The organism is Orrella sp. JC864, assembly GCF_037026685.1.
Lineage (GTDB): Bacteria > Pseudomonadota > Gammaproteobacteria > Burkholderiales > Burkholderiaceae_B > Orrella.
The window spans coordinates 141,121-159,856 of record NZ_JBANET010000007.1 but is presented as its reverse complement, the minus strand read 5'-3'; the positions used below and the strand labels follow the sequence as shown (position 1 = coordinate 159,856).

General features: G+C 69.8%; 21 protein-coding genes. 11 read left to right on the top strand and 10 right to left on the bottom strand.

Annotated elements, in window-relative coordinates; all coding sequences use genetic code 11:
- Positions 1-5: 5 nt before the first annotated feature.
- Positions 6-710: a glutathione S-transferase family protein gene (locus V8Z80_RS09410; protein WP_336061823.1), complete on the bottom strand. Its 705-nt coding sequence runs from the start codon at positions 708-710 to the stop codon at positions 6-8.
- A 124-nt stretch (positions 711-834) separates the two neighbouring features.
- Here V8Z80_RS09410 and V8Z80_RS09405 point away from each other — a divergent pair, with 124 nt between their 5' ends.
- The gene (locus tag V8Z80_RS09405; RefSeq protein WP_336061822.1) at positions 835-1,455 is read left to right on the top strand and encodes a TetR/AcrR family transcriptional regulator; all 621 of its coding nucleotides are present in this window, start codon (positions 835-837) and stop codon (positions 1,453-1,455) included.
- Here the strand turns inward: V8Z80_RS09405 and V8Z80_RS09400 are convergent.
- Together V8Z80_RS09400 and V8Z80_RS09395 are read right to left on the bottom strand one after the other, a co-directional pair.
- Positions 1,436-2,692: an NAD(P)/FAD-dependent oxidoreductase gene (locus V8Z80_RS09400; RefSeq protein ID WP_336061821.1), complete on the bottom strand. Its 1,257-nt coding sequence runs from the start codon at positions 2,690-2,692 to the stop codon at positions 1,436-1,438. The two genes, V8Z80_RS09405 and V8Z80_RS09400, sit on opposite strands and share 20 nt — an antisense overlap.
- Before the next feature lie 2 nt (positions 2,693-2,694).
- Positions 2,695-3,663 (bottom strand): Bug family tripartite tricarboxylate transporter substrate binding protein, encoded by a 969-nt coding sequence (locus V8Z80_RS09395; RefSeq protein WP_155194083.1) that lies wholly within the window; start codon positions 3,661-3,663, stop codon positions 2,695-2,697.
- 179 nt (positions 3,664-3,842) lie between these two features.
- On the opposite strand from V8Z80_RS09395, the gene V8Z80_RS09390 reads away from it, so the two are divergent.
- The 10 genes from V8Z80_RS09390 to V8Z80_RS09345 all read left to right on the top strand — a co-directional run bounded on the left by V8Z80_RS09390 (position 3,843) and on the right by V8Z80_RS09345 (position 12,641).
- A complete protein-coding gene (locus tag V8Z80_RS09390; RefSeq protein WP_155194082.1) occupies positions 3,843-4,838 on the top strand; it encodes a membrane dipeptidase in 996 nt (331 codons plus the stop codon).
- A gap of 11 nt (positions 4,839-4,849) precedes the next feature.
- Positions 4,850-5,710 (top strand): carbon-nitrogen hydrolase family protein, encoded by an 861-nt coding sequence (locus tag V8Z80_RS09385; RefSeq protein ID WP_155194080.1) that lies wholly within the window; start codon positions 4,850-4,852, stop codon positions 5,708-5,710.
- Between the two features lie 6 nt (positions 5,711-5,716).
- Entirely contained in the window at positions 5,717-6,541 is an 825-nt protein-coding gene (locus tag V8Z80_RS09380; protein ID WP_155194078.1) for an IclR family transcriptional regulator, read from the top strand.
- A gap of 139 nt (positions 6,542-6,680) precedes the next feature.
- A complete protein-coding gene (locus V8Z80_RS09375; RefSeq protein ID WP_336061820.1) occupies positions 6,681-7,283 on the top strand; it encodes a cupin domain-containing protein in 603 nt (200 codons plus the stop codon).
- Positions 7,284-7,373: 90 nt separating this feature from the next.
- Complete coding sequence (locus V8Z80_RS09370; protein ID WP_155194076.1) at positions 7,374-8,039, top strand: amino acid ABC transporter permease; 666 nt, start codon at positions 7,374-7,376, stop codon at positions 8,037-8,039.
- A gap of 27 nt (positions 8,040-8,066) precedes the next feature.
- Positions 8,067-8,822, top strand: coding sequence for an amino acid ABC transporter ATP-binding protein (locus V8Z80_RS09365; protein WP_155194074.1), 756 nt, complete (start codon positions 8,067-8,069; stop codon positions 8,820-8,822).
- 84 nt (positions 8,823-8,906) lie between these two features.
- Positions 8,907-9,749: a transporter substrate-binding domain-containing protein gene (locus V8Z80_RS09360; protein ID WP_155194073.1), complete on the top strand. Its 843-nt coding sequence runs from the start codon at positions 8,907-8,909 to the stop codon at positions 9,747-9,749.
- Between the two features lie 28 nt (positions 9,750-9,777).
- Positions 9,778-10,848, top strand: a complete 1,071-nt coding sequence (locus tag V8Z80_RS09355) for an arginase family protein (protein WP_155194071.1) — start codon at positions 9,778-9,780, stop codon at positions 10,846-10,848.
- A gap of 3 nt (positions 10,849-10,851) precedes the next feature.
- A complete protein-coding gene (locus V8Z80_RS09350) occupies positions 10,852-12,096 on the top strand; it encodes a hydantoinase/carbamoylase family amidase (RefSeq protein WP_336061819.1) in 1,245 nt (414 codons plus the stop codon).
- A gap of 284 nt (positions 12,097-12,380) precedes the next feature.
- Positions 12,381-12,641 carry a hypothetical protein gene (locus tag V8Z80_RS09345; RefSeq protein ID WP_155194067.1) on the top strand — a complete coding sequence of 87 codons (261 nt, stop codon included), beginning with the start codon at positions 12,381-12,383 and terminating at the stop codon, positions 12,639-12,641.
- Positions 12,642-12,748: 107 nt separating this feature from the next.
- On the opposite strand, the gene V8Z80_RS09340 is transcribed toward V8Z80_RS09345, so the two are convergent.
- From V8Z80_RS09340 to V8Z80_RS09310, 7 genes are all read right to left on the bottom strand, one after another.
- Positions 12,749-12,958: a cold-shock protein gene (locus tag V8Z80_RS09340; protein ID WP_155194065.1), complete on the bottom strand. Its 210-nt coding sequence runs from the start codon at positions 12,956-12,958 to the stop codon at positions 12,749-12,751.
- A 178-nt stretch (positions 12,959-13,136) separates the two neighbouring features.
- The gene (locus tag V8Z80_RS09335; RefSeq protein ID WP_155194063.1) at positions 13,137-13,850 is read right to left on the bottom strand and encodes an ABC transporter ATP-binding protein; all 714 of its coding nucleotides are present in this window, start codon (positions 13,848-13,850) and stop codon (positions 13,137-13,139) included.
- Positions 13,837-14,619 (bottom strand): ABC transporter ATP-binding protein, encoded by a 783-nt coding sequence (locus tag V8Z80_RS09330; protein ID WP_155194061.1) that lies wholly within the window; start codon positions 14,617-14,619, stop codon positions 13,837-13,839. Before V8Z80_RS09330 ends, V8Z80_RS09335 begins: the two co-directional genes overlap by 14 nt.
- Positions 14,616-15,590, bottom strand: a complete 975-nt coding sequence (locus tag V8Z80_RS09325; RefSeq protein ID WP_336061818.1) for a branched-chain amino acid ABC transporter permease — start codon at positions 15,588-15,590, stop codon at positions 14,616-14,618. The genes V8Z80_RS09330 and V8Z80_RS09325 overlap by 4 nt, the downstream gene beginning before the upstream one ends.
- On the bottom strand, positions 15,590-16,459 hold the full coding sequence (locus V8Z80_RS09320) for a branched-chain amino acid ABC transporter permease (protein ID WP_336061817.1): 870 nt from the start codon (positions 16,457-16,459) through the stop codon (positions 15,590-15,592). Before V8Z80_RS09320 ends, V8Z80_RS09325 begins: the two co-directional genes overlap by 1 nt.
- A 26-nt stretch (positions 16,460-16,485) precedes the next feature.
- Entirely contained in the window at positions 16,486-17,649 is a 1,164-nt protein-coding gene (locus V8Z80_RS09315) for an ABC transporter substrate-binding protein (RefSeq protein ID WP_336061816.1), read from the bottom strand.
- 48 nt (positions 17,650-17,697) lie between these two features.
- On the bottom strand, positions 17,698-18,555 hold the full coding sequence (locus V8Z80_RS09310) for an alpha/beta fold hydrolase (protein ID WP_336061841.1): 858 nt from the start codon (positions 18,553-18,555) through the stop codon (positions 17,698-17,700).
- Positions 18,556-18,736 lie beyond the last annotated feature (181 nt).

Genomic DNA, 18,736 nt, shown 5'->3' with positions numbered 1-18,736 from the left:
GCGGATCAGCAAGCCGGGGGATAGTTGGAGGGGAACAGCGCGCGGCGGGTTTCCTCGTCGTTGACGCGCTTGAAGGGATGATCCTTGCCCACCTGGCGCGCCCGGGCCGCGGCCGGGCGGGCGTCAACGGTCTCGAACAGGCGCTTGAGGTGCGGAAACGGCGCCAGCGGATCGCCGGCGCCCTTGAGCACCCGCGAGGCGCGGTCCAGCCAGCCCCAGGCGGAGATGTCCGCGATGGTATAGGTGTCGCCGACGATGTACTGGCGCCCGGCCAGGTGGTCGTTCAGCACCTGGTAGTGCCGCTCGGCCTCGCGCCGGTAGCGGTTGACCGCATAGTCCAGCCCTTCGGGCGCGGCAAACTGGAAATGCACCGCCTGCCCCGAGAACGGCCCCAGGCCCGAGGCGATGAACAGCAGCCAGGACAGCAGCTGCGGCCGGTCCTCGGGGCTGCCGAGGAACTTGCCGGTTTTCTCGGCCAGGTACAGCAGGATGGCGGTGGAGTCGAACACGCGCGCCGGCTTGCCCGCCGGCCCGTCGGTATCGACGATGGCCGGCACCTTGCCGTTGGGGTTGATGGCGCGAAACGCCGGCGCATGCTGCTCGCCACGGCTGGTATCGACCGGCACCACCTCGTAGTCGAGCCCCGCCTCCTCCAGGAACAGCGAGACCTTGGCGGGATTGGGGGTGGGATGGAAATAGAAGCGGATCATGCCTTTCTCCTGGTGGACGGCAAGCCGAAGGCGCGGCGTTTTTTTAGTTCAACTGTTCTAGAATAGCGGGACGGCCACGGAAGTGGCAAGCCGGGCCGCCGCGCCGGCGCGGCGGAACAGGAATATGGGGCGACCGAGAGAGTTCGACGAGCAGGCCGTGCTGGAGGCGGCCATGCAATGCTTCTGGCACAAGGGCTACGAGGCGACCTCGGTGCGCGACCTGATCGACTGCACCGGCATCGCCGGCGCCAGCCTGTACAACGCCTTCGGCGGCAAGCGCGCGCTGTACGAGCGGGCGCTCGCGCACTACGTGCAAGGCACCATCGCCGCACGCATCGGCCGCTGCGCGAAGCTGCCGCCCGTCCAGGCCATCGGCGCGTTCTTCGACGACATCCTCAGGCGCTCGCTGCAAGACCGCGACCGCAAGGGCTGCATGCTGGTGAACGCGGCGCTGGGCGCGGCGCCGCGCGATCCGGCCCTGCAGGCGGCCGTGGCCGACGAGCTGGCCCGCATCGAGGCGTTCTTCCTGTCCTGCGTGCAGGCGGGCCAGGCCCAGGGCGCCATCGACAGCCGCCAGCCCGCGCAAGACCTTGCGCGGCACCTGCTCAGCGTGCTGATGGGCCTGCGCGTGCTGGCGCGCGTGCGGCCCGACCGGGCGCTGCTCGAAGGCGCGGCCGGCGCCGCGCTGGCGGCGCTGGCGCCCGCGCCGGCGCCCGCGGCGCGGGTCAGGCGAACCGGCCGATAGCAAACGGCGCCAGCTCCTGCGGCGCCGCATGGCCGGCCATGGCCCGGGCGATCAGCGCGCCGGTGTTCACCGAGCCGGTCAGGCCCAGGTGACCGTGGCCGAAGGCGCACCACAGCCCGGGCAGCCCGGGCACGGCGCCGATGACCGGCAGGGAATCGGGCAGGCAGGGCCGATGGCCCATCCACATCTGCGCGCCATCCAGCCGCGCATGGGCCAGCGCGGCCCGCGCGTGGCCGGCCAGCAGCATGGCCCGGCGCCGGTTGGGCGCGCGCGCCAGCCCGCCGAACTCGACCGTGCCGGCGATGCGCAGGCCCTGCTCGCCGGGCATGAGATAGACCTTGCGATCGCCCAGCACCACCAGGCGCGAGAGCGCCACGCCGGCGTCCGGGGCCTGCAGGTGGTAGCCGCGCTGGCTCTCCAGCGGCACCTCGTGCCCCAGCGGCGCCAGCAGCGCGCGCGACCAGGCGCCGGCGCACACCACCACCTGCCGCGCCGGCCATGACCGTCCGGCCGCGGCCAGCGACCAGCCTTGCGCATCCTGGCGCAGGGCCTGGATGCGCACCGGCACGATCTGCACGCCTTGCCCGCGCAGCGCCGCGGCGATGGCCTGGGCATAGCGCCCCGGATTGGCCAGCCAGCCCTCGTCGGGCAGCAGCACGCCCGTGGTGTAGCGCCGGCCGACCTCGGGCTCCAGCTCGCGGATGGCCTGCGCGTCCACGGGCTCGGCGCGCAGGCCGTGGCGCCGCTTGAGCGCCCAGGAGGCCGCGTCGGCGGCATAGGCCCGCGCGTCGGGATACACGTGCAGCTGCCCGCCGCCGCGCACCAGCTCGGGCACGCCCACTTCGCGCGCCAGCGCCGCGTGCGCCGGCACCGATCCGGCCAGCAGTTCGTCCAGGGCGCGGGCGATGGCGGCCACGCGCGCCGGTCGCGCCGCCGCCGCGAAGCGCGCCAGCCAGGGCGCGGCGCGCAGCCAGTAGCGCGGCGGAATGTGCAGGGGGCTGCGCGCATCGAGCAGCATGGGCAAGGCGCTGCGCAGCACCCCCGGCATGGCCAGGGGCGCGACCGAGCGCGAGGACAGGGCGCCGGCGTTGCCGTAGGAACATTGCGCCGGCGAACCCGGCGCCTCGGGATCGAAGAGCGTGACGGCATGCCCGGCGCGCCGCAGCGCGTGGGCGGTGCACAAGCCCACGATGCCCGCGCCGATGATCGCGACCGGGCCCTTGCCTTGCTGCTGCATGCCTATTCCGCCTTCAAGCCGATCTTGTCGGCGGCAGCCGACCATTTCGCGATTTCGCTGGCCAGGAAGGTCCGCAGGCCCTCGGGCGTGGACGGGCTGGGCTGGATGCCGCGGGTGGCGAACTGCTGGGCGATCTCCTCGGACTTGAGTATGCCCTGCACCGTTTCGGACAGGCGCGCGACGACGTCCTGCGGCGCGCCGGCCGGGGCCAGCAGGGCGAACCAGGTGCCGCCGGTAAAGCCCGGCAGGCCGCTTTCCGAGATGGTGGGCAGATCGGGCACCAGCGGCGAGCGCTCGGCGGTCGCCACGCCCAGCGCCTTGACCTTGCCGCCCTGGATGAGCGGCAGCACCGCGGTGACGGTATCGAAGGTGACCTGCACCTGCCCGCCCATCAGGTCGGCCAGCGACGGCGCGCTGCCCCGGTAGGGAATGTGCGTCATCTTGATGCCGGCCTGCGCGTTGAACAGCTCGCCGCCCAGGTGATTGGAGGTGTTGTTGCCGAAGGACGAGAAATTGACCTTGCCCGGATTGGCCTTGGCATGGTCGATCAGTTCCTTGACGTTATTGGGCGCGAAGCCCGTATTGGCCACCAGGATGAAGGGCACCTGGCCGACCGTGGAGATCGGCGCGAAGTCCTTGGCCGGGTCGTAGGGCAGGTTCTTGTTGGTCAGCCCGGCAATGGACAGCTCGGGCGAGGCGGCGAACAGCAGCGTATAGCCGTCCGGCCGGGCCTTGGCCACGCCCGAGGCGCCGATCACGCCGCCGGCGCCGGGCCGGTTCTCGACCACCACGCTCTGGCCCAGCTCGCGGCCCATGCGCTCGGCCAGCAGCCGCGCCGCGGTGTCGGTGCTGCCGCCGGGCGGATAGGCCACCACCAGGGTGATGGGCCGGGTGGGATAGCTTTGCGCGGCGGCCGGCGCCAGCGCGCAGAACGAGGCAAGCAGCCCCAGTATGGCGAAGGTTTTCTTCATGGCGATATTCCCCTTGTCAGTGTCGGACCGCCGCGGATCCAGGATGCCCCGCGGCATTGCCCGGAACAAAGTTATCCCTTAACCTATTGCAAAGCAATAGTCGTTATTGGATAGCAATAACTGTTCGCGCGCCGTCCGCGGCGCCGCTGCCTCAACCACCTACGGATCAAGGGGAAAACATGGGCTCCACCCAACGCATCGTCATCGACGCACTGGTGTTTCACGGCGATGGCATCGCCGAACCGCTCAAGACCGGCGGGGTCACCGCCGCCAACGTCACCGTCGCGCCCTACCTGCAAGGCATGGTGCCGGCCTTCGACGCCATGGCGCGCTGGCTGGCCGCGGTGGACGATCCGGCGGCCGGCTGGCGCCTGGTGCGCCGGGCCGAGGACATACCCGCGGCCCAGGCCGAGGGCAAGACGGGCCTGATCATGGGCTGGCAGAACCTGCTGCCGCTGGAGTCGAACATCCAGCGCATCCGCGCCTTCCACGCCATGGGCCTGCGCGTGGCGCAGCTGACCTACAACGAGGCCAACCTGGTGGCCGACGGCTGCGGCGAGACGCGCGGCGCCGGCCTGACCGATTTCGGCCGCGAGGTGGTCAAGGAGCTGAACCGGGTGGGCGTGGCCATCGACCTGAGCCACTGCTCGGAAGCCACGGTGCAGGAAGCCGCCGCCCTGTCGGACAAGCCGGTGCTGCTGACCCACGCCAACGCCAAGGCGGTGGACATGCGGGTGCGCAACAAGACCGACGAGTCGATCCGCGCGGTGGCCGCCACCGGCGGGGTCATCGGCGTGAGCATCCACGGCTTCCTGAACTGGGACGGCGACCCCAAGCATCCGCCCACGCTGGAGAACTTCGTGCGCCACGCGCGCTACATCGCCGACCTGGTCGGTGTCGAGCACATCGGCATCGGCACCGATTTCGCCTGCGTGCAGGACCCGGCCCAGGTCGAGGCCATCCTGAACCTGAGCCGCAACTATCCCGGCCCGGCGGGGGTGTTCATCAATGCCTTCGGCAACCGGCTGGCCGACCGCTACCCGGGCGACACGCCCACGCCGCGCCAGTTTCCGCTGATCCTGCAGGCGCTAGAGCGCGCCGGCTTCTCGGCCGCCGAGGTCGACGGCATCGCCGGCGGCAACTTCCTGCGCGCCTTCGGCCAGATCTGGCACTGAAGGAGCCCGCCATGACACGCACGCTTTGCATGGCGGCCGCGCAGACCGGCAGCGTCCAGGACGGCTCGGCCGCCATGTTCGATACCGCGGCGGCCCTGATCGACCAGGCCCACGGCCAGGGCGTCGAGCTGCTGGCCTTTCCGGAGCTGTTCCTGGCGCCCTTTTTCGCCAATAGCCTGCAGGCGGACTTCGACCGCCACTTCATGCGCGCCGACGACCCGCGCGTGCTGCGCCTGGTCGGGCACGCCGCCTCGCGCGGCACGGCGCTGGTGCTGCCGCTGGCCGAGCGCGCCGACGACGGCTACTACAACTCGGCGCTGGTCAGCGATGCGCGCGGGCAGGTGCTGGGCATCTACCGCAAGACCCACATCCCGGCCTATTTTCCCAACGACAAGCCCGGCGGCACGGGCAGCTACGAGAAGTTCTACTTCTCGCCGGGACGCGGCCTGCCGGTGTTCGACCTGTGCGGCACGCGCATCGGCATCCAGATCTGCAACGACAGGCTGTACCCCGAGGGCAGCCGCGCGCTGGCCTTGCAGGGCGCCGAGGTGCTGGTGATGCCCATCTCCTTTTCGACCTACAGCGACCCGCAGCGGCGCGCCTCGATCTGGGAAGTGCCGCCGCGGGCGCGCGCCTACGAGAACGGCGCCTATGTGCTGGCGTGCAACCGCGCCGGCATCGAAGGCCCGCGCCATCACCTGGGCCACAGCATGGCGGTCGATCCCCATGGCATGATCGCCGCCCGCCTGGCCGGGGAGGAAAACGCCCTGCTGGTGCACGTGGCGGACCTGGACGAAGTGGGCCGGGCGCGCGTGGGCTTTCCGTGGTGGCGCGACCGGCGCCCGGACCTTTACGGGAATCTGGTCAAATAGCGGGCCATGAAGCCCGCCGCAGCCACCGATGACCCCGCCCTGCCCGCCCCGCCCGGCGGCGCGGCGGCGGACAAGCTTTTCGTGCTTTCGGTGGGCAAGTGCTTTCACCTGCTCGAATGCCTGAACCAGGCGCAGCGGCCGCTGACGCTGACCGAGCTGGCGCAGATGTCCGGGCTGGAAAAAAGCGCGGTGCAGCGCCTGACCCACACCCTGCGCCAGCTGGGCTACCTGCGCCAGCATCCGCAAACGCGGGCCTATGCGCTTTCGTCCAGGATGCTGGAATTCGGCCACACCGTGCTTTCGACCGACCCGGTGCGCGAGATCGCCCAGCCCCACCTGGAGGCGCTGAACCGCGCCACCAGCGAGACCGTCAACCTGATGGAGCTCGAAGGGTTGGAGATCGTCTACGTGCTGCGCTATGCCAGCGTGCACCCGGTCAGCGTCAACCTGCACGTGGGGTCGCGGCTGCCGGCCTTCTGCACCGCGGCAGGCCGCGCCATCATGGCGCAGCTGCCGGCCGAGCAGGCCGAGGCCATCCTGGCCGGACCGCGCCAGGCCATGACCGAACATACCGTCACCGACGCCGAAACCCTGCGCAAGCTGATGCGGCAATGGCGCGCCCAGGGCTACGTCATCAACGACCAGGAAGCCTTCATCGGCGACATTTCGGTGGCCGCGCCGGTCTACAACGGCCGGCGCGAGCCGGTGGGGGCGGTCAATATCGCCGTGCCCGTGCCGCGCTGGGACGCCCCGCGCGTCAAGCGCGAACTGGTCGCGCCGCTGCTGCGCTGCGCGCAAGCCATCACCCGCGAGCTGTCGCAGTCCCTCTAGCCATCCCCGCCTGTTTTTCGAAGTCCGGGTTTACCCCAATGCCTCAATACAGCTTCATGCCCAATAATCAAGTTTCTTGATTAACGGGAAAGACCATGCACTTGCCCTGCTTCGATCCGCCCCGGCGGGCGGGACGGCCATGACCGCCGCCCTGCCCGCCGGCCTGGCCATGGCCGCCGACGCCAACGCCAACGCGCTGGAACTGGGCACGCGCATCAAGCACGCCCGGCTGGCGCGCAAGCTCACGCTCAAGGCCTGTGCCGAGAAGGCCGGCTGCTCGGAAAGCCAGGTCTCCAAGGTCGAGCGCGGCCTGGTCACGCCTTCGCTGGCCATGCTGCACCGCCTGGCCGGCGCGCTGGAGACCAACGTCTCGTACCTGATCGGCGAGCAGCCCGCCGGCGGGCCCGTCCTGCGCCGGGGCACGCGCCTGGTGTCGTCCTTCGAGGGCGCCACCGGCGGCGTGCAGCTCGAACGGCTGGACAACGCCCAGCGCGGCTCGCTGCTGCAGGCCCATATCCACATCATCCCGCCGGGCGGACGCAGCGACGGGCTGATCGAGCACCTGGGCGAGGAAGTGGGCTATGTGCTGCAAGGCACGGTAAGGCTGACCCTGGGCAGCGAGACGCACACCCTGCAGGCCGGCGACGCCTTCCATTTCCCGAGCCAGACGCCGCACGGCTACGAGAACGCCGGCGCCGAGGAAGTCCGGATCTACTGGGTCAACACACCCGCCACCTTCTAGGAGGCCGCAGCCAACCACGCCGCGCGCGCCGGCCTGACCGACACAGTGCCCCCGCCAGGCGGAGAAGGCACGGCAAACAAGGGGAATCCAATGGGATACAACTGGCAGTTCCACATCATCGCCGAGTACTGGCCGGTGTTCATGCGCGGCGCCATCGTGACGCTGCAGATCACGCTGGGCGCCACGCTGCTGGGCGTGCTCATCGGCCTGCCGATGGGCATCTTGCGCGAGGCGCGCCTTTGGTGGCTGCGCGCGCCCGCCTCGGTCTACGTCGAGTTCATCCGCGCCACGCCGGCGCTGGTGCAGATCGTCTGGATCTACTACTGCCTGCCCATCCTGCTGGGCGTGCAGCTGGAGGCCAAGACCACGGTCATCATCGCGCTGGGCATCCATTCGGGCGCCTACGTGGCCGAGATCGTGCGCGCGGGCATCAACGCGGTGGACAAGGGCCAGGCCATGGCGGCGCGTTCGCTGGGCATGTCCTATGTGCTGGCGCTGCGACGCATCATCCTGCCGCAGGCCGCGCAGAAGATGATTCCGCCCTTCATCAACGAATTCGCCAACCTGATGAAGCTCTCGACGCTGGGCTCGATGATCGCCGTGTACGAACTGCTGCAGGAGTCCAACAACCTGATCGCCGCGACCTACCGGCCGCTGGAGATCTACACCTTCCTGGCCCTGGTGTTCTTTGCGATCACGTTCCCCTGGATCTGGCTTTCGCGCCGGCTGGAGCGGCGCGTGCAGCGCCACGCCTGAGCAGCATCGAAGAACAAGGGGAAAAAAATGCTCGATATCAAGAACCTGAGCAAATCGTACGGCAGCCTGTCCGTGCTGCGCGACATCAACCTGTCGGTGCAGCCGCGCGACGTGGTGGCGGTGATCGGCCCCAGCGGCTCGGGCAAGAGCACGCTGCTCAAGTGCATCAACTTCCTGGAGCCCTACGACGCCGGCGAGGTGCGCTTTGACGGGCAGCTGGTGGGCTACCAGGAGAGCGGCGGGCTGCGGCGCCCGGCTGGCGAGCGCCAGACCAACCGCCTGCGCGCGCAGATGGGCATGGTGTTCCAGAACTTCAACCTGTTCCCGCACATGACGATCCTGCAGAACGTCATGGAAGGGCCGGTGCAGGTGCTGAAGGTGCCGCGCGAGCAGGCTCGCGAACGCGCCGAGCGGCTGCTCGCGCAGGTGGGCCTGTCGGACAAGCGCGACGTCAAGCCCACGCGCCTGTCGGGCGGCCAGCAGCAGCGCGCGGCCATCGCGCGGGCGCTGGCCATGCAGCCGCGGCTGATGCTGTTCGACGAGCCGACCTCGGCGCTGGACCCGGAGCTGGTGGGCGAGGTGCTTGCCGCCATGCGCGAGCTGGCCCAGGCCGGCATGACCATGGTCATCGTCACGCACGAGATGAGCTTCGCGCGCGACGTGGCCAGCCGCGTGGTGTTCATGGAAGGCGGCTACATCGTCGAGGAAGCCCCGCCCGCGCAGCTGTTCACCGCGCCGCAGAACCCGCGCACGCGCGCCTTCCTGTCGCGCGTGCTGGCCTAGATTTTCCCGTCCCCGCCAAAGGACGGCCCCACCGTCACGCCAAGCGCGTGGCTCGCTTTCACTCACCCCGCTTACGGAACCATCATGAAAAAACGCTTTGCTTTTCTGGCCGCGCTGGGCACGGCCGCACTCATGGCCCTGACCGCCGCCGCGCCCGCCAAGGCCGCCGGTGAAATCGAGCAGATCCAGCGCCGCGGCGAACTGCGCATCGGCTACGTGCCCTCGCCCCCGGGCACGGCCAAGGACCCGCGCAGCGGCGAGGTCACGGGCTTTTACGTCGATGCCGCGCGGGCCATCGCCGAGCAGATGGGCGTCAAGCCCGTCTTCATCGAGACCACCTGGGCCAACTTCGTGGCCGGCCTGCAATCGAACCAGTTCGACATGTCCATCGCGGCGACCTTCGCCACCGTCAGGCGCGCCATGGCGGTGGACTTCACGCGCCCGCTGCTGTACCTGGGCAGCGTGGCCGTGGTGGGCAAGGACGACGAACGATTCTCCAGCCTGGCCGACATGAACAAGCCCGACGTGCGCATCGCCGTGGTGCAGGGCACGGCCGCCGAGGACTTCGTGCGCCGCACCCTGCCCAACGCCAGGCTGACCTCGCTGGGCGGAGGCAACCTGACCGCAGGCTTCATGGAAGTGGCCGCCGGCCGCGCCGACGCCAGCTTCGAGGACGCCTTCACGGCCTCGCAATTCGTGGCGCAGCAACCCACCACCAAGATGCTGTTCGACAAGGACCCGGTGTTCTTCCTGCCCATCGCCTGGACCGTCAAGAAAGGCAACACCGAGCTCAAGTCGGTGCTGGACATCGGCCTGGAGAACCTGCTGATCTCGGGCCAGTGGGACGCGCTGGTGGGCAAGTACCTGCAAGGCGGACGCTACGTCGACCAGCCCAACCTGCGCGAATTCCCGAAGACCGCCCAGTAAACGCCCTTATCCGATTTCAGGAGCAACCATGCCGCATTATCCGACCTGGGAACAGACGCTGGCCGGCAAGCACTGGCGCAACGTGCACTTCCCGCGCATCCGCGAGGACATGCCCACCTTTCTGGGCGTGCCCTACGCCATCAACGAGGACGACATCCAGGGCGCGGACGTCGTCATCATCGGCTCGCCCTTTGCCGCCGGCTGGGGCAAGAAGTACAGCGGGGTGGACAAGGCCGAATGGCTGGCCGCCACCACCCGCGTGCGCCAGCAGTCCATCCGCTACCGCGGCGGCTATGTCCAGGACATGGACATCGACATCTTCGAGCACCTGAAGGTGGTGGACTACGGCGACGTGGACATCCCCATCGAGGCCAGCTACGAGGGCACGGTCGAGCGCATCCTCGAAGCGCAGGAAGGCGTCGAGCGCAAGGTCAAGCAGGCCCTGGCCGCCGGCGCCGTGCCCATCGTCATCGGCCAGAACTCGCCCTGCGCCTCGTACGCGGTGGGCCGGCCCATCGCCCAACACATTCCCGGCCCGCTGGGCATGGTCAGCCTGGATACCCATTGGGACTGCTGGCCCTACGACTGGGCCACCAAGAACGACCACATCGCCGGCTCGACCAACTGGAAGGACAAGCTGTTTCGCGACTGCCCGAACTACGCCATCAGGAACCTGGTGGAGATCGGCGAGCGCGGCATGCTCGAAGACCCGTCGGTGGTGCGCCGCTTCCTGCGCGAAGGCTGCTGCTTCATGCCCATGTGGAAGATCCGCACCGAGCTGGGCATCGAAGGCGTGGTGCGCAACCTGGACCAGGCCTACCAGGGCACCGAGGCGGTCTACGCGCACTTCGACATGGACGTGCTGGGCGGGGCCGGCCCCACCGAGGGCGACCTGCTGGGCGAGCTGGCCGAGCCCATCGGCATGACCGACTACGAGGCCATCCGCATCGCCTACGAGGTGGGCCGCAAGGGCTGCGCGGGCCTGTCCTTCCTGTGCATCCCGCCCGGCTCGGCGGTGATGTACCGGGTCATCGTCTATGCCATCACCTACTTCATGGCCGGCATGGCGCAGAAGAAGCTGGAACAGGGCCAGCGCTAGCCCATGCAAGTGCACATCGATCCACGACGCGTCCTGGCCACCCTGCGCGCGCTGGCCCGCTTCGGCGCGCAGGGCAAGGGCGTCAGCCGCCCCGCCCTGAGCCCCGAGGACATGGCCGCGCGCCGCTGGCTGGCCGGACAGATGCGCGAGGCGGGGCTGGAGGCGGACATCGACGCGGTAGGCAACGTCTACGGCCGCACGCCCGGCGTGCGCCATGCGCTGCTGGTGGGCTCGCATTCGGACAGCGTGCCCAACGGCGGCTGGCTGGATGGCGCGCTGGGCGTGGTCTATGGCCTGGAGGCCGCGCGCGCCTGGCGCGCGCAACAGCCCCATGCGCCCGTCGGCATAGACGTCATCGCCTTCTCGGACGAGGAAGGGCGCTACCTGAGCTGCCTGGGCAGCCGCAGCTTCTGCGAGGCCCTGGACGGCATCGACCCCGGCCGGCTGCAATACGGCGGCGCCACTCTGGCCGAGGCGGCGGCCGCCGCCGGCCTGCCGGCCCAGGGCCTGGCGCGGCTGGAGCCGGCCCGCCACCTGGCCTACCTGGAGGCGCACATCGAACAGGGCCCCAGGCTGGACGACGGCGGCCTGGACGTGGGCATCGTCACCGGCATCGCCGGCATGCAGCGTTATCTGGTGCAGTTCGGCGGACGGGCCGACCACGCCGGCACCACGCCCATGGCGGTGCGCAAGGACGCGGCGCTGGCCGCCTTCGAGTTCGCGCTGGCCTGCGAGGCGGCCCTGCGGCGCGCGGGCGGCCCGGACAGCGTCTGGAACTTCGGCGCGCTGGCCCTGCAACCGGGGGTCGCCAACGTCGTGGCCCGCTCGGCCACGCTGACGGTGGAGTTCCGCGACCTCTCGCCCGAGGTGCTCGAACGCCTGGCGCAGGCCCTGCACGAGTGCGTCTCGCTGCGCGACGGCCAGCGCGGCGTAAGCGTGGCCGCCACGCGCCAGAACGCGCTGGCCCCGGCCCGCATGGATCCGGCGCTGCAGGCCCACCTGCAGGCCCAGGCCCGGCAGGCCGGCGCGCGCAGCCTGGCCCTGCCCAGCGGCGCCATCCACGACGCGATGGTGCTGGCCCGCCGCGTGCCCACGGCGATGCTGTTCATCCCCAGCATAGGCGGGCGCAGCCATACGCCGGTGGAGGACACCGCCGAGCGCCACATCATGCTGGGCGCCGAGGTGTTCTGCGGCGCGCTGGCGCGGGCGGCGCAGCAGGCCGCGCCGGGAGGCGCCGCGGCGAAATAGTTGACAAAAATGGTCAACAAAGGTAGAGTGGCGGATCTTCTTGCCCATTGCGGCACGAGGCGCGGGTCCAGGCTTGCGGCATAACTAGAACTTCAACGCAGAACTTCACCGCCGCCCGCCCAGCCCTTTTTGCACGGCTCGCCCCGGCGCGAGCCGTGCTTTCCCGATACGCCTGCCACGCCAGCCGCCCTTGTGCGCGCCCGCGGGCGGACTCACGAATCGACGCACGCACGGCGGGCCAGCGCGCCTGTCCGGCATCGTCCCGACCACTCATAGGCATTACCTTGAACTTGAAGAACATCTTTCCCAACCAGCTGCTCCAGGCCCCGGCCAGCGTGCAGCGCACCCTGCCCCGCGATATCCGCGCGGGCGACCGCGTGACCCTGCATCCGGCCGACGGCGGCGCGCCGATCACCACGACCGTGGACCTGGCCATCCCGCTGTTCGGCTGCACCACGTATACAAGCGAGACCATGCGCAACGGCACCCGGGCCATGCGCTTTCGCTTTCGCAAGCAGGACGTGCATCGCCTCGAGCGCGCCTGAGCCGACCCCGCGCGGGCGCCTGCCGCCCTTGCGCCGCTTTTGCATGGCGAAAAAAAACCGCCCGAAGGCGGTCTTTTTGCTTCATGGGCTTCGCTGGGCGAAGGCCGTCAAAGCACCGTGATGGACGAGGCCTGGGGGCCCTTGGCGCCCTGCGTCACGGTATAGGAGACACGCTGGTTTTCTTCCAGCGTCTTGTGGCCGGATCCCTGGATCTCGGAGTAGTGCGCGAAGAGGTCCTTGCCGCCGGCTTCGGGCATGATGAAGCCAAAGCCCTTGTCGTTGTTGAACCACTTCACAATACCGGTTTCTGTTTTCAAACGAGTTCCTAAAATTGAGCATGAAAGCTCTGGTGTGGCGGAGACCTTCGCCACTAGGGTAGAACGAATCCGCTGCCGTCCAGCATGGACTGGCCCGTTCACTGTGCACCCTATCCGGGGCGCTGGCAACCATTGTTTCAATTGAACTGGTTTTCTGTGCACCGCGCCCCGGTCGGCGCTAGACGCCCAGGTAGGCCTTCTGCACGAAAGGATCGGCCAGCAGCTCCTCGCCGCGCCCGGTGCGCACCACCTCGCCGTGCTCCAGCGCATAGGCCTGGTGGGCCAGCCGCAGCGCCAGCCGCGCGTTCTGCTCGACCAGGATGATCGACAGCCCGCTGTCCCGGTTCAGCCGTTCGATGGCCAGGGCGATCTCGGCCACCACCTTGGGCGCGATGCCCAGCGAGGGCTCGTCCAGCATCAGCAGGCGCGGCTGGGCCATGAGCGCGCGGCCGATGGCCACCATCTGCTGCTCGCCGCCGGACAGCGAGCCGGCCAGCTGGCCGCGCCGTTCGTGCACGCGCGGAAACAGCGCGTAGACCTCCTGCAGCGTGCGCCGCAGGCGCGCGCGGTCGCGCACGCCGTGGCCGCCGGCCAGCAGGTTGTCCAGCACCGTCATGCGGCCGAACAGGCGCCGGCCTTCGGGCGAGAGCGCCAGCCCGCGCGTGACGCGGGCGGCGGCGGGCAAGGCGGTGATGTCCTCGTCCATGAAACGCAGGGTGCCGCCGGCGGCCGGCGTCAGGCCGATCAGGGCCTTGAGCGTGGAGCTCTTGCCCGCGCCGTTGGCGCCGATCAGCGCGACGATCTGCCCCTGCTGCACGCTGAAGCCGATCTTGCGCACGGCCTGCAGGGGCCCGTAGCGCACGGTAAGGTCTTGCACTTCAAGCATGGGCATAGTCGGGCGCTCCCAGGTAGGCTTCGATGACGGCAGGGTTCTCGCGCACCGCTTGGGGCGTGCCTTCGGCGATCTTGGCGCCCTGCACCAGCACGACGATGCGATGGCACAGCTCCATGACCAGGGCCATGTGGTGCTCGACCAGCAGCAAGGTCAGGCCGTGTTCGGCCTGCAGGCTGCGCAGCAGCCGGCCCAGCTCGCGGCACTCCTCGTGGTTCAGGCCGGCCGCCGGCTCGTCCAGCAGCAGCATGCGCGGGCGCGCGGCCAGGGCCACGGCGATGCCCAGCTTCTTTTGCAGGCCGTAGGCCAGCGCACCGGCGCGCGCATCGCTCCAGCGCGAGAGCTGCGTCATGGCCAGGATGGCCTGCACCTCGTCCTCCAGCTGCGCCGGCCCGATGCAGCCGTGCCTGCGTCCGACCAGCCGGTTGGCCCAGGAGCCGCGGATGCGCGAGAGCAGGCCGCGGCGCACGTTCTCGGCCACGCTGACGTCCGGATAGGTCGAGGTGGCCTGGAAGGTGCGGGCCAGGCCCGCGACCACCACGCGGCTGGGCGGGCCGTCGGTGAGATCCTGCCCGGCGAAATGCACGCTGCCCGCCGAGGCGGGGATCGCGCCGCTGATCACGTTAAAGGCCGTGGTCTTGCCCGCGCCGTTGGGGCCGATCAGGCCGACGATCTCGCCTTCGGCCACCGAGAAGCTCAGGTCCCTGAGCGCGGCCAGGCCGCCGAAATGGCGGGTCAGGCCCTTGACGGTCAATAGTGCCTCGTTCATGACTGCTCCTTGGGACGGCGGCCGGCCAGGCGCGCCAGCGCGGGCAAGCCCGCCAGGCCCTGCGGCATGAAGCGCAGGATCAGTATCAGCGCGGCGCCATACAGGATGTGCTGGGTCTGCACCGCGCCGCGAAACAGTTCGGGCAGCGGCGTGAGCACCAGCGCGCCGACCAGCGGGCCCCATACCGAGCGGCGCCCGCCGATCACCAGCATGATGACGAAACCCACCGATATGGCCGGGTTGAAGGACTCGGGCGAGACGTAGCCGACGTAGCGCGCCTGCAGCACGCCGCCCAGCCCCGCCAGCGCGCTGCCGGCCACGAAGGCCAGCACCTGCAGGCGGTGCACGCTCAGGCCGGTGGATTCGGCCAGCGAGGGGTTGTCGTGCACGGCGTCCAGCGCATGGCCCAGCGGCTTTCTGGCAAGCAGCGCCAGGAACAGCACCGACAGCGCCGCGGCCGCCAGCGCCAGCGCGTAGAACTTCAGGCGCGTGTCGAAGGCCAAGCCCAGCATGACGGCCGGCCCGATGTTGGCGATGCCGTTGGCCCCGCCCGTCAGCGCCGACCAGTCCAGCAGCGCCAGGCGCATCAGCTCGCCGAAGGCGAAGGTGACCAGCACGAAGTACACCCCGCGCAGGCGCAGGATGACCCAGCCCAGCAGCAGGGCCACGGCCGCGGCAGCGGCCACGCCCAGCAGGCCGGACGAGACGAAGCCCAGCGCCCAATGGCGCTCGGCCAGCACCGATCCGTAGGCGCCCAGCGCCACGAAGGCCGCGTGGCCCAGCGACAGCTGGCCGGTGCGCGCGATCAGCGCCAAGCCGTTGACGATCAGCACGTTCAGGCAGGCCAGCACCGCCAGGTGCAGCACGAAGGGAGTGGCGAACCAGGGCATGGCGGCCAGCGCCGCCAGCACGGCGAGCAGGGCCAGGGACGCGCGGCCGGGGCGCGCGCTCGGGGATGAAGTGGCTTGCATCAGGCTTCTCCTTTGCCCAGCAGGCCCTTGGGCCGCGCGACCAGCATGAGGATGACGATGGCGAAGATCAGCATGTCGGCCGTGCTGCTGCTGAAGAACAGGCTGGCGTAGCTCTCGGCCAGGCCCAGGGCCAGGCCGGCCACCACCGCGCCCGGTATGCTGCCCAGCCCGCCCAGGATCACCACGATGAAGGCCTTGAGCAGCGGCGTGGCGCCCACGAAGGGCGAGACCGAGAACAGCGGCGCCATCAGCGCGCCGGCCACCGCCGCCAGCCCCACGCCCAGCCCGAAGCCCAGCGGATAGTAGATGCGCGAGCGGATGCCCTGGATCGAGGCGATCTCGAAATCCTCCACCACCGCGCGCAGGGCGCGCCCGGCCCGCGAGTGGCGCAGGAAGACGTACAGCATGGCCAGCGCCAGCAAGGCGAAGCCCACCACGTACACCCGCGACATGGGCACCACGATCTTGTCCAGCCGGACCGTGCCGCGCGCCACCGCCGGCATGGACAGGGGGTCGGGACCGAAGACCATCAGCGCGCCGTTCTGCAGGATCATCGCCAGCCCGATGGTGGCGATCATGCCGTTGAGCTCGTCGCGCCGGAACGGCTTGAGCACGCCCCATTCGAGCACGGCGCCGCCGGCCACCGCCAGGGCGAAGGTGATGGCCACGGCGGCCAGGAACGGCAGGCCCGCCTGGGCGGTCAGGACGTAGGCGCCGAAGGCGCCCAGCATGTAGAACTCGCCGTGGGCGAAGTTCACCATGCGCATGATCCCGAACACCAGGGTAAAGCCCACCGCCATGAGCAGGTAGAGCAGGCCGACGATCAGTCCATTGATCGTCGCCTGCGACAGCAGCAAGGTCCAGTCCACGGAGTTCCCCCTTCGAGCTGGCGTTCTTATTGGCAGCCGGCCACGGTGCAGCGGGCGCGGATGACTTCCTTGCCGTCCTTGACCTCGGCGACGTAGAAGGGCGCATCGAGCTGGTGCGCGATGCCGTAGCGCTCCTGGCCGGTCCATGACAGCTTGCCCAGCGCGCCCTCGAAGCCGCTGAGCTTTTCCAGTTCCTCGCGCACCCGGTCGGTGTCCTGGACCGTGCCGGCGCGGCGCATGGCCTCGAACAGCATGCGCGTGCCGTCGTAGAACGCCGGGCTGAAGCCGTTCATGGCGTGCTTGTAGCGCTGCCCGTACAGCTCGATGTAGGCCTTGGTCGATGCCAGCTCGGTGTCGATGGGCGTATGCACGAACATGCCCTCGACCGCCTCCTTGCCGGCCACGCTGGCGATCTCCTGCGTGGCCGGGCCGCCGGTGCGCACGATCTTGCCTTCGAAACCCAGTTCGCGCGCCTGCTTGACCACCAGGCCGGCGGTGGCCGGCGAGTTGCCGTCCAGCTCGATGGCGTCGATGCCGCGCGCCATCATGCGAGTCAGCAGCGGCACGAAGTCCACGCGGTCGCGCTCGAAGAACTCCTTGGCCGAGAGCGTGGCGCCGGCCTGGCCATAGGCCTGCTCCAGGTCCAGCGCGATCTGCTGGCCGGTCTCGTCGTTGGGAAAGAGCGCGCCCACGTTCTTGATGCCCTGGTGCTTGACCAGCCAGTCGATCTGCGGCTGGGCCACCTCCGCGGTGGTGACGTTGGGCCGGAAGGTATAGGGCTTGTCCTTGGACAGCGCCTTGGTGGTGAAGCCCAGCGTCAGCAGGATGACCTTGTTCTTCTCGGTGGTGGGCTGGATCGCCAGCACGGGGGCCGAGCCCACCGGCCCGATGATGTAGCGCACCTTGTCCTCGTAGATCAGGCGGTTGGCCACCGTCACCGCCTCGTTGGCCTGGTACTTGTCGTCGTAGGCCACCACGCGCACCTGGTAGCGCTTGCCGCCGACCTCCAGCCCGCCCTCCTTGTTGACCTGCTCGGCGGCCAGTTCGGCCGCATTGCGCATGCCCTGCCCCCAGGCCGCGCCCGCGCCCGAGAGCGTGACCAGCGCGCCGATCGTCAGGGTTTCCTGCGCCGCGGCCGATGCGCACAGGGCCAGGCCGGCCAGCGCCGCTGCAAGGGTTGATGCCTTCATGTCAGTCTCCTTTGTTGTCGCTCTTGTGCCCTGCCGGCGGCGGCGCCCTCAGGCGCGCGCCGCGCGGCCGGCGATGTCATCCAGCACCGGCATGATGTATTGCCGGAAGCGGGACGGGTTTTCGCTCATGGGGAAATGCCCCACTCCGCGCATGACGGTCACTTGCGCGCCGGCGATGGCGCGCGCGGTCCGTTCGGTGTCCTGCGGCGTGCACGAGAAGTCGTATTCGCCGGTCAGCAGGTACAGCGGGCACAGGTCGGTGCGCACCGCATCGAGCTTGCCGCGCAGGTCGGCGTCCTCGCGGTAGAAATGCAGGTCGCCGCGGAACACGCCCGGGCCGCCCTGCATGTATTGCCACAAGGTTTCGTCGCGGTATTGCGCGGGCGACTGCGGGGCCACCAGGCCCGATACCAGCGCGGCGCAGACCTCGCCGCCGTGCACGTCGCCGCGATGCAGCCACGCCGTGTCGTACCAGGGCTGCTGGTAGTCGGCCGACTCCACGCCGACCAGCGCGCGAAAGCGCCCGGCGTGCGCGCGCGCCAGCTCCAGCACGATGCGCCCGCCGATCGAGCAGCCGATCAGCGCGGGGCGCTCCAGCTTCAGGGCGTCGCAAAAGGCCAGGATGGTGTCCACGTAGCGCGCCGTGGTGAGCTGGTAGGGTTCGCCCGCCCAGCCCTGGGGCGGATAGGACTTGCCGTGCGCCGGCATGTCGAAGGCCAGCACGCGATAGCGCGAGGTGATGTCCGGGTCGCACAGCATGTGCCGGTACTGGCGCGCATCGGCGCCGGCCGTGTGCAGGCAGACCAGCGGGATACCCTGGCCGGCCTCCTCGAAATAGACGCGGCAGGGCCGGCCCTGCACCAGGCAGCGCACGTAGCGTCCGGTGATGGGCTCGATCTCGCCCACGTCCGCCTGTGGCACGGGTTCGCCCCCCGGCGGCGCGGCCGGCCGGGCAGCGGCCAGCAGGTCCTTGAAGCACTGCAGGTTCGCCATCAAGGGATGCAGGCGGCCGGCGATGCGCAGCTCGCCTTGCTTGGCCATGGCAAACAGGTCGTGCCAGCCCGGTTCGGGCGGGTTGCGCCAGTGG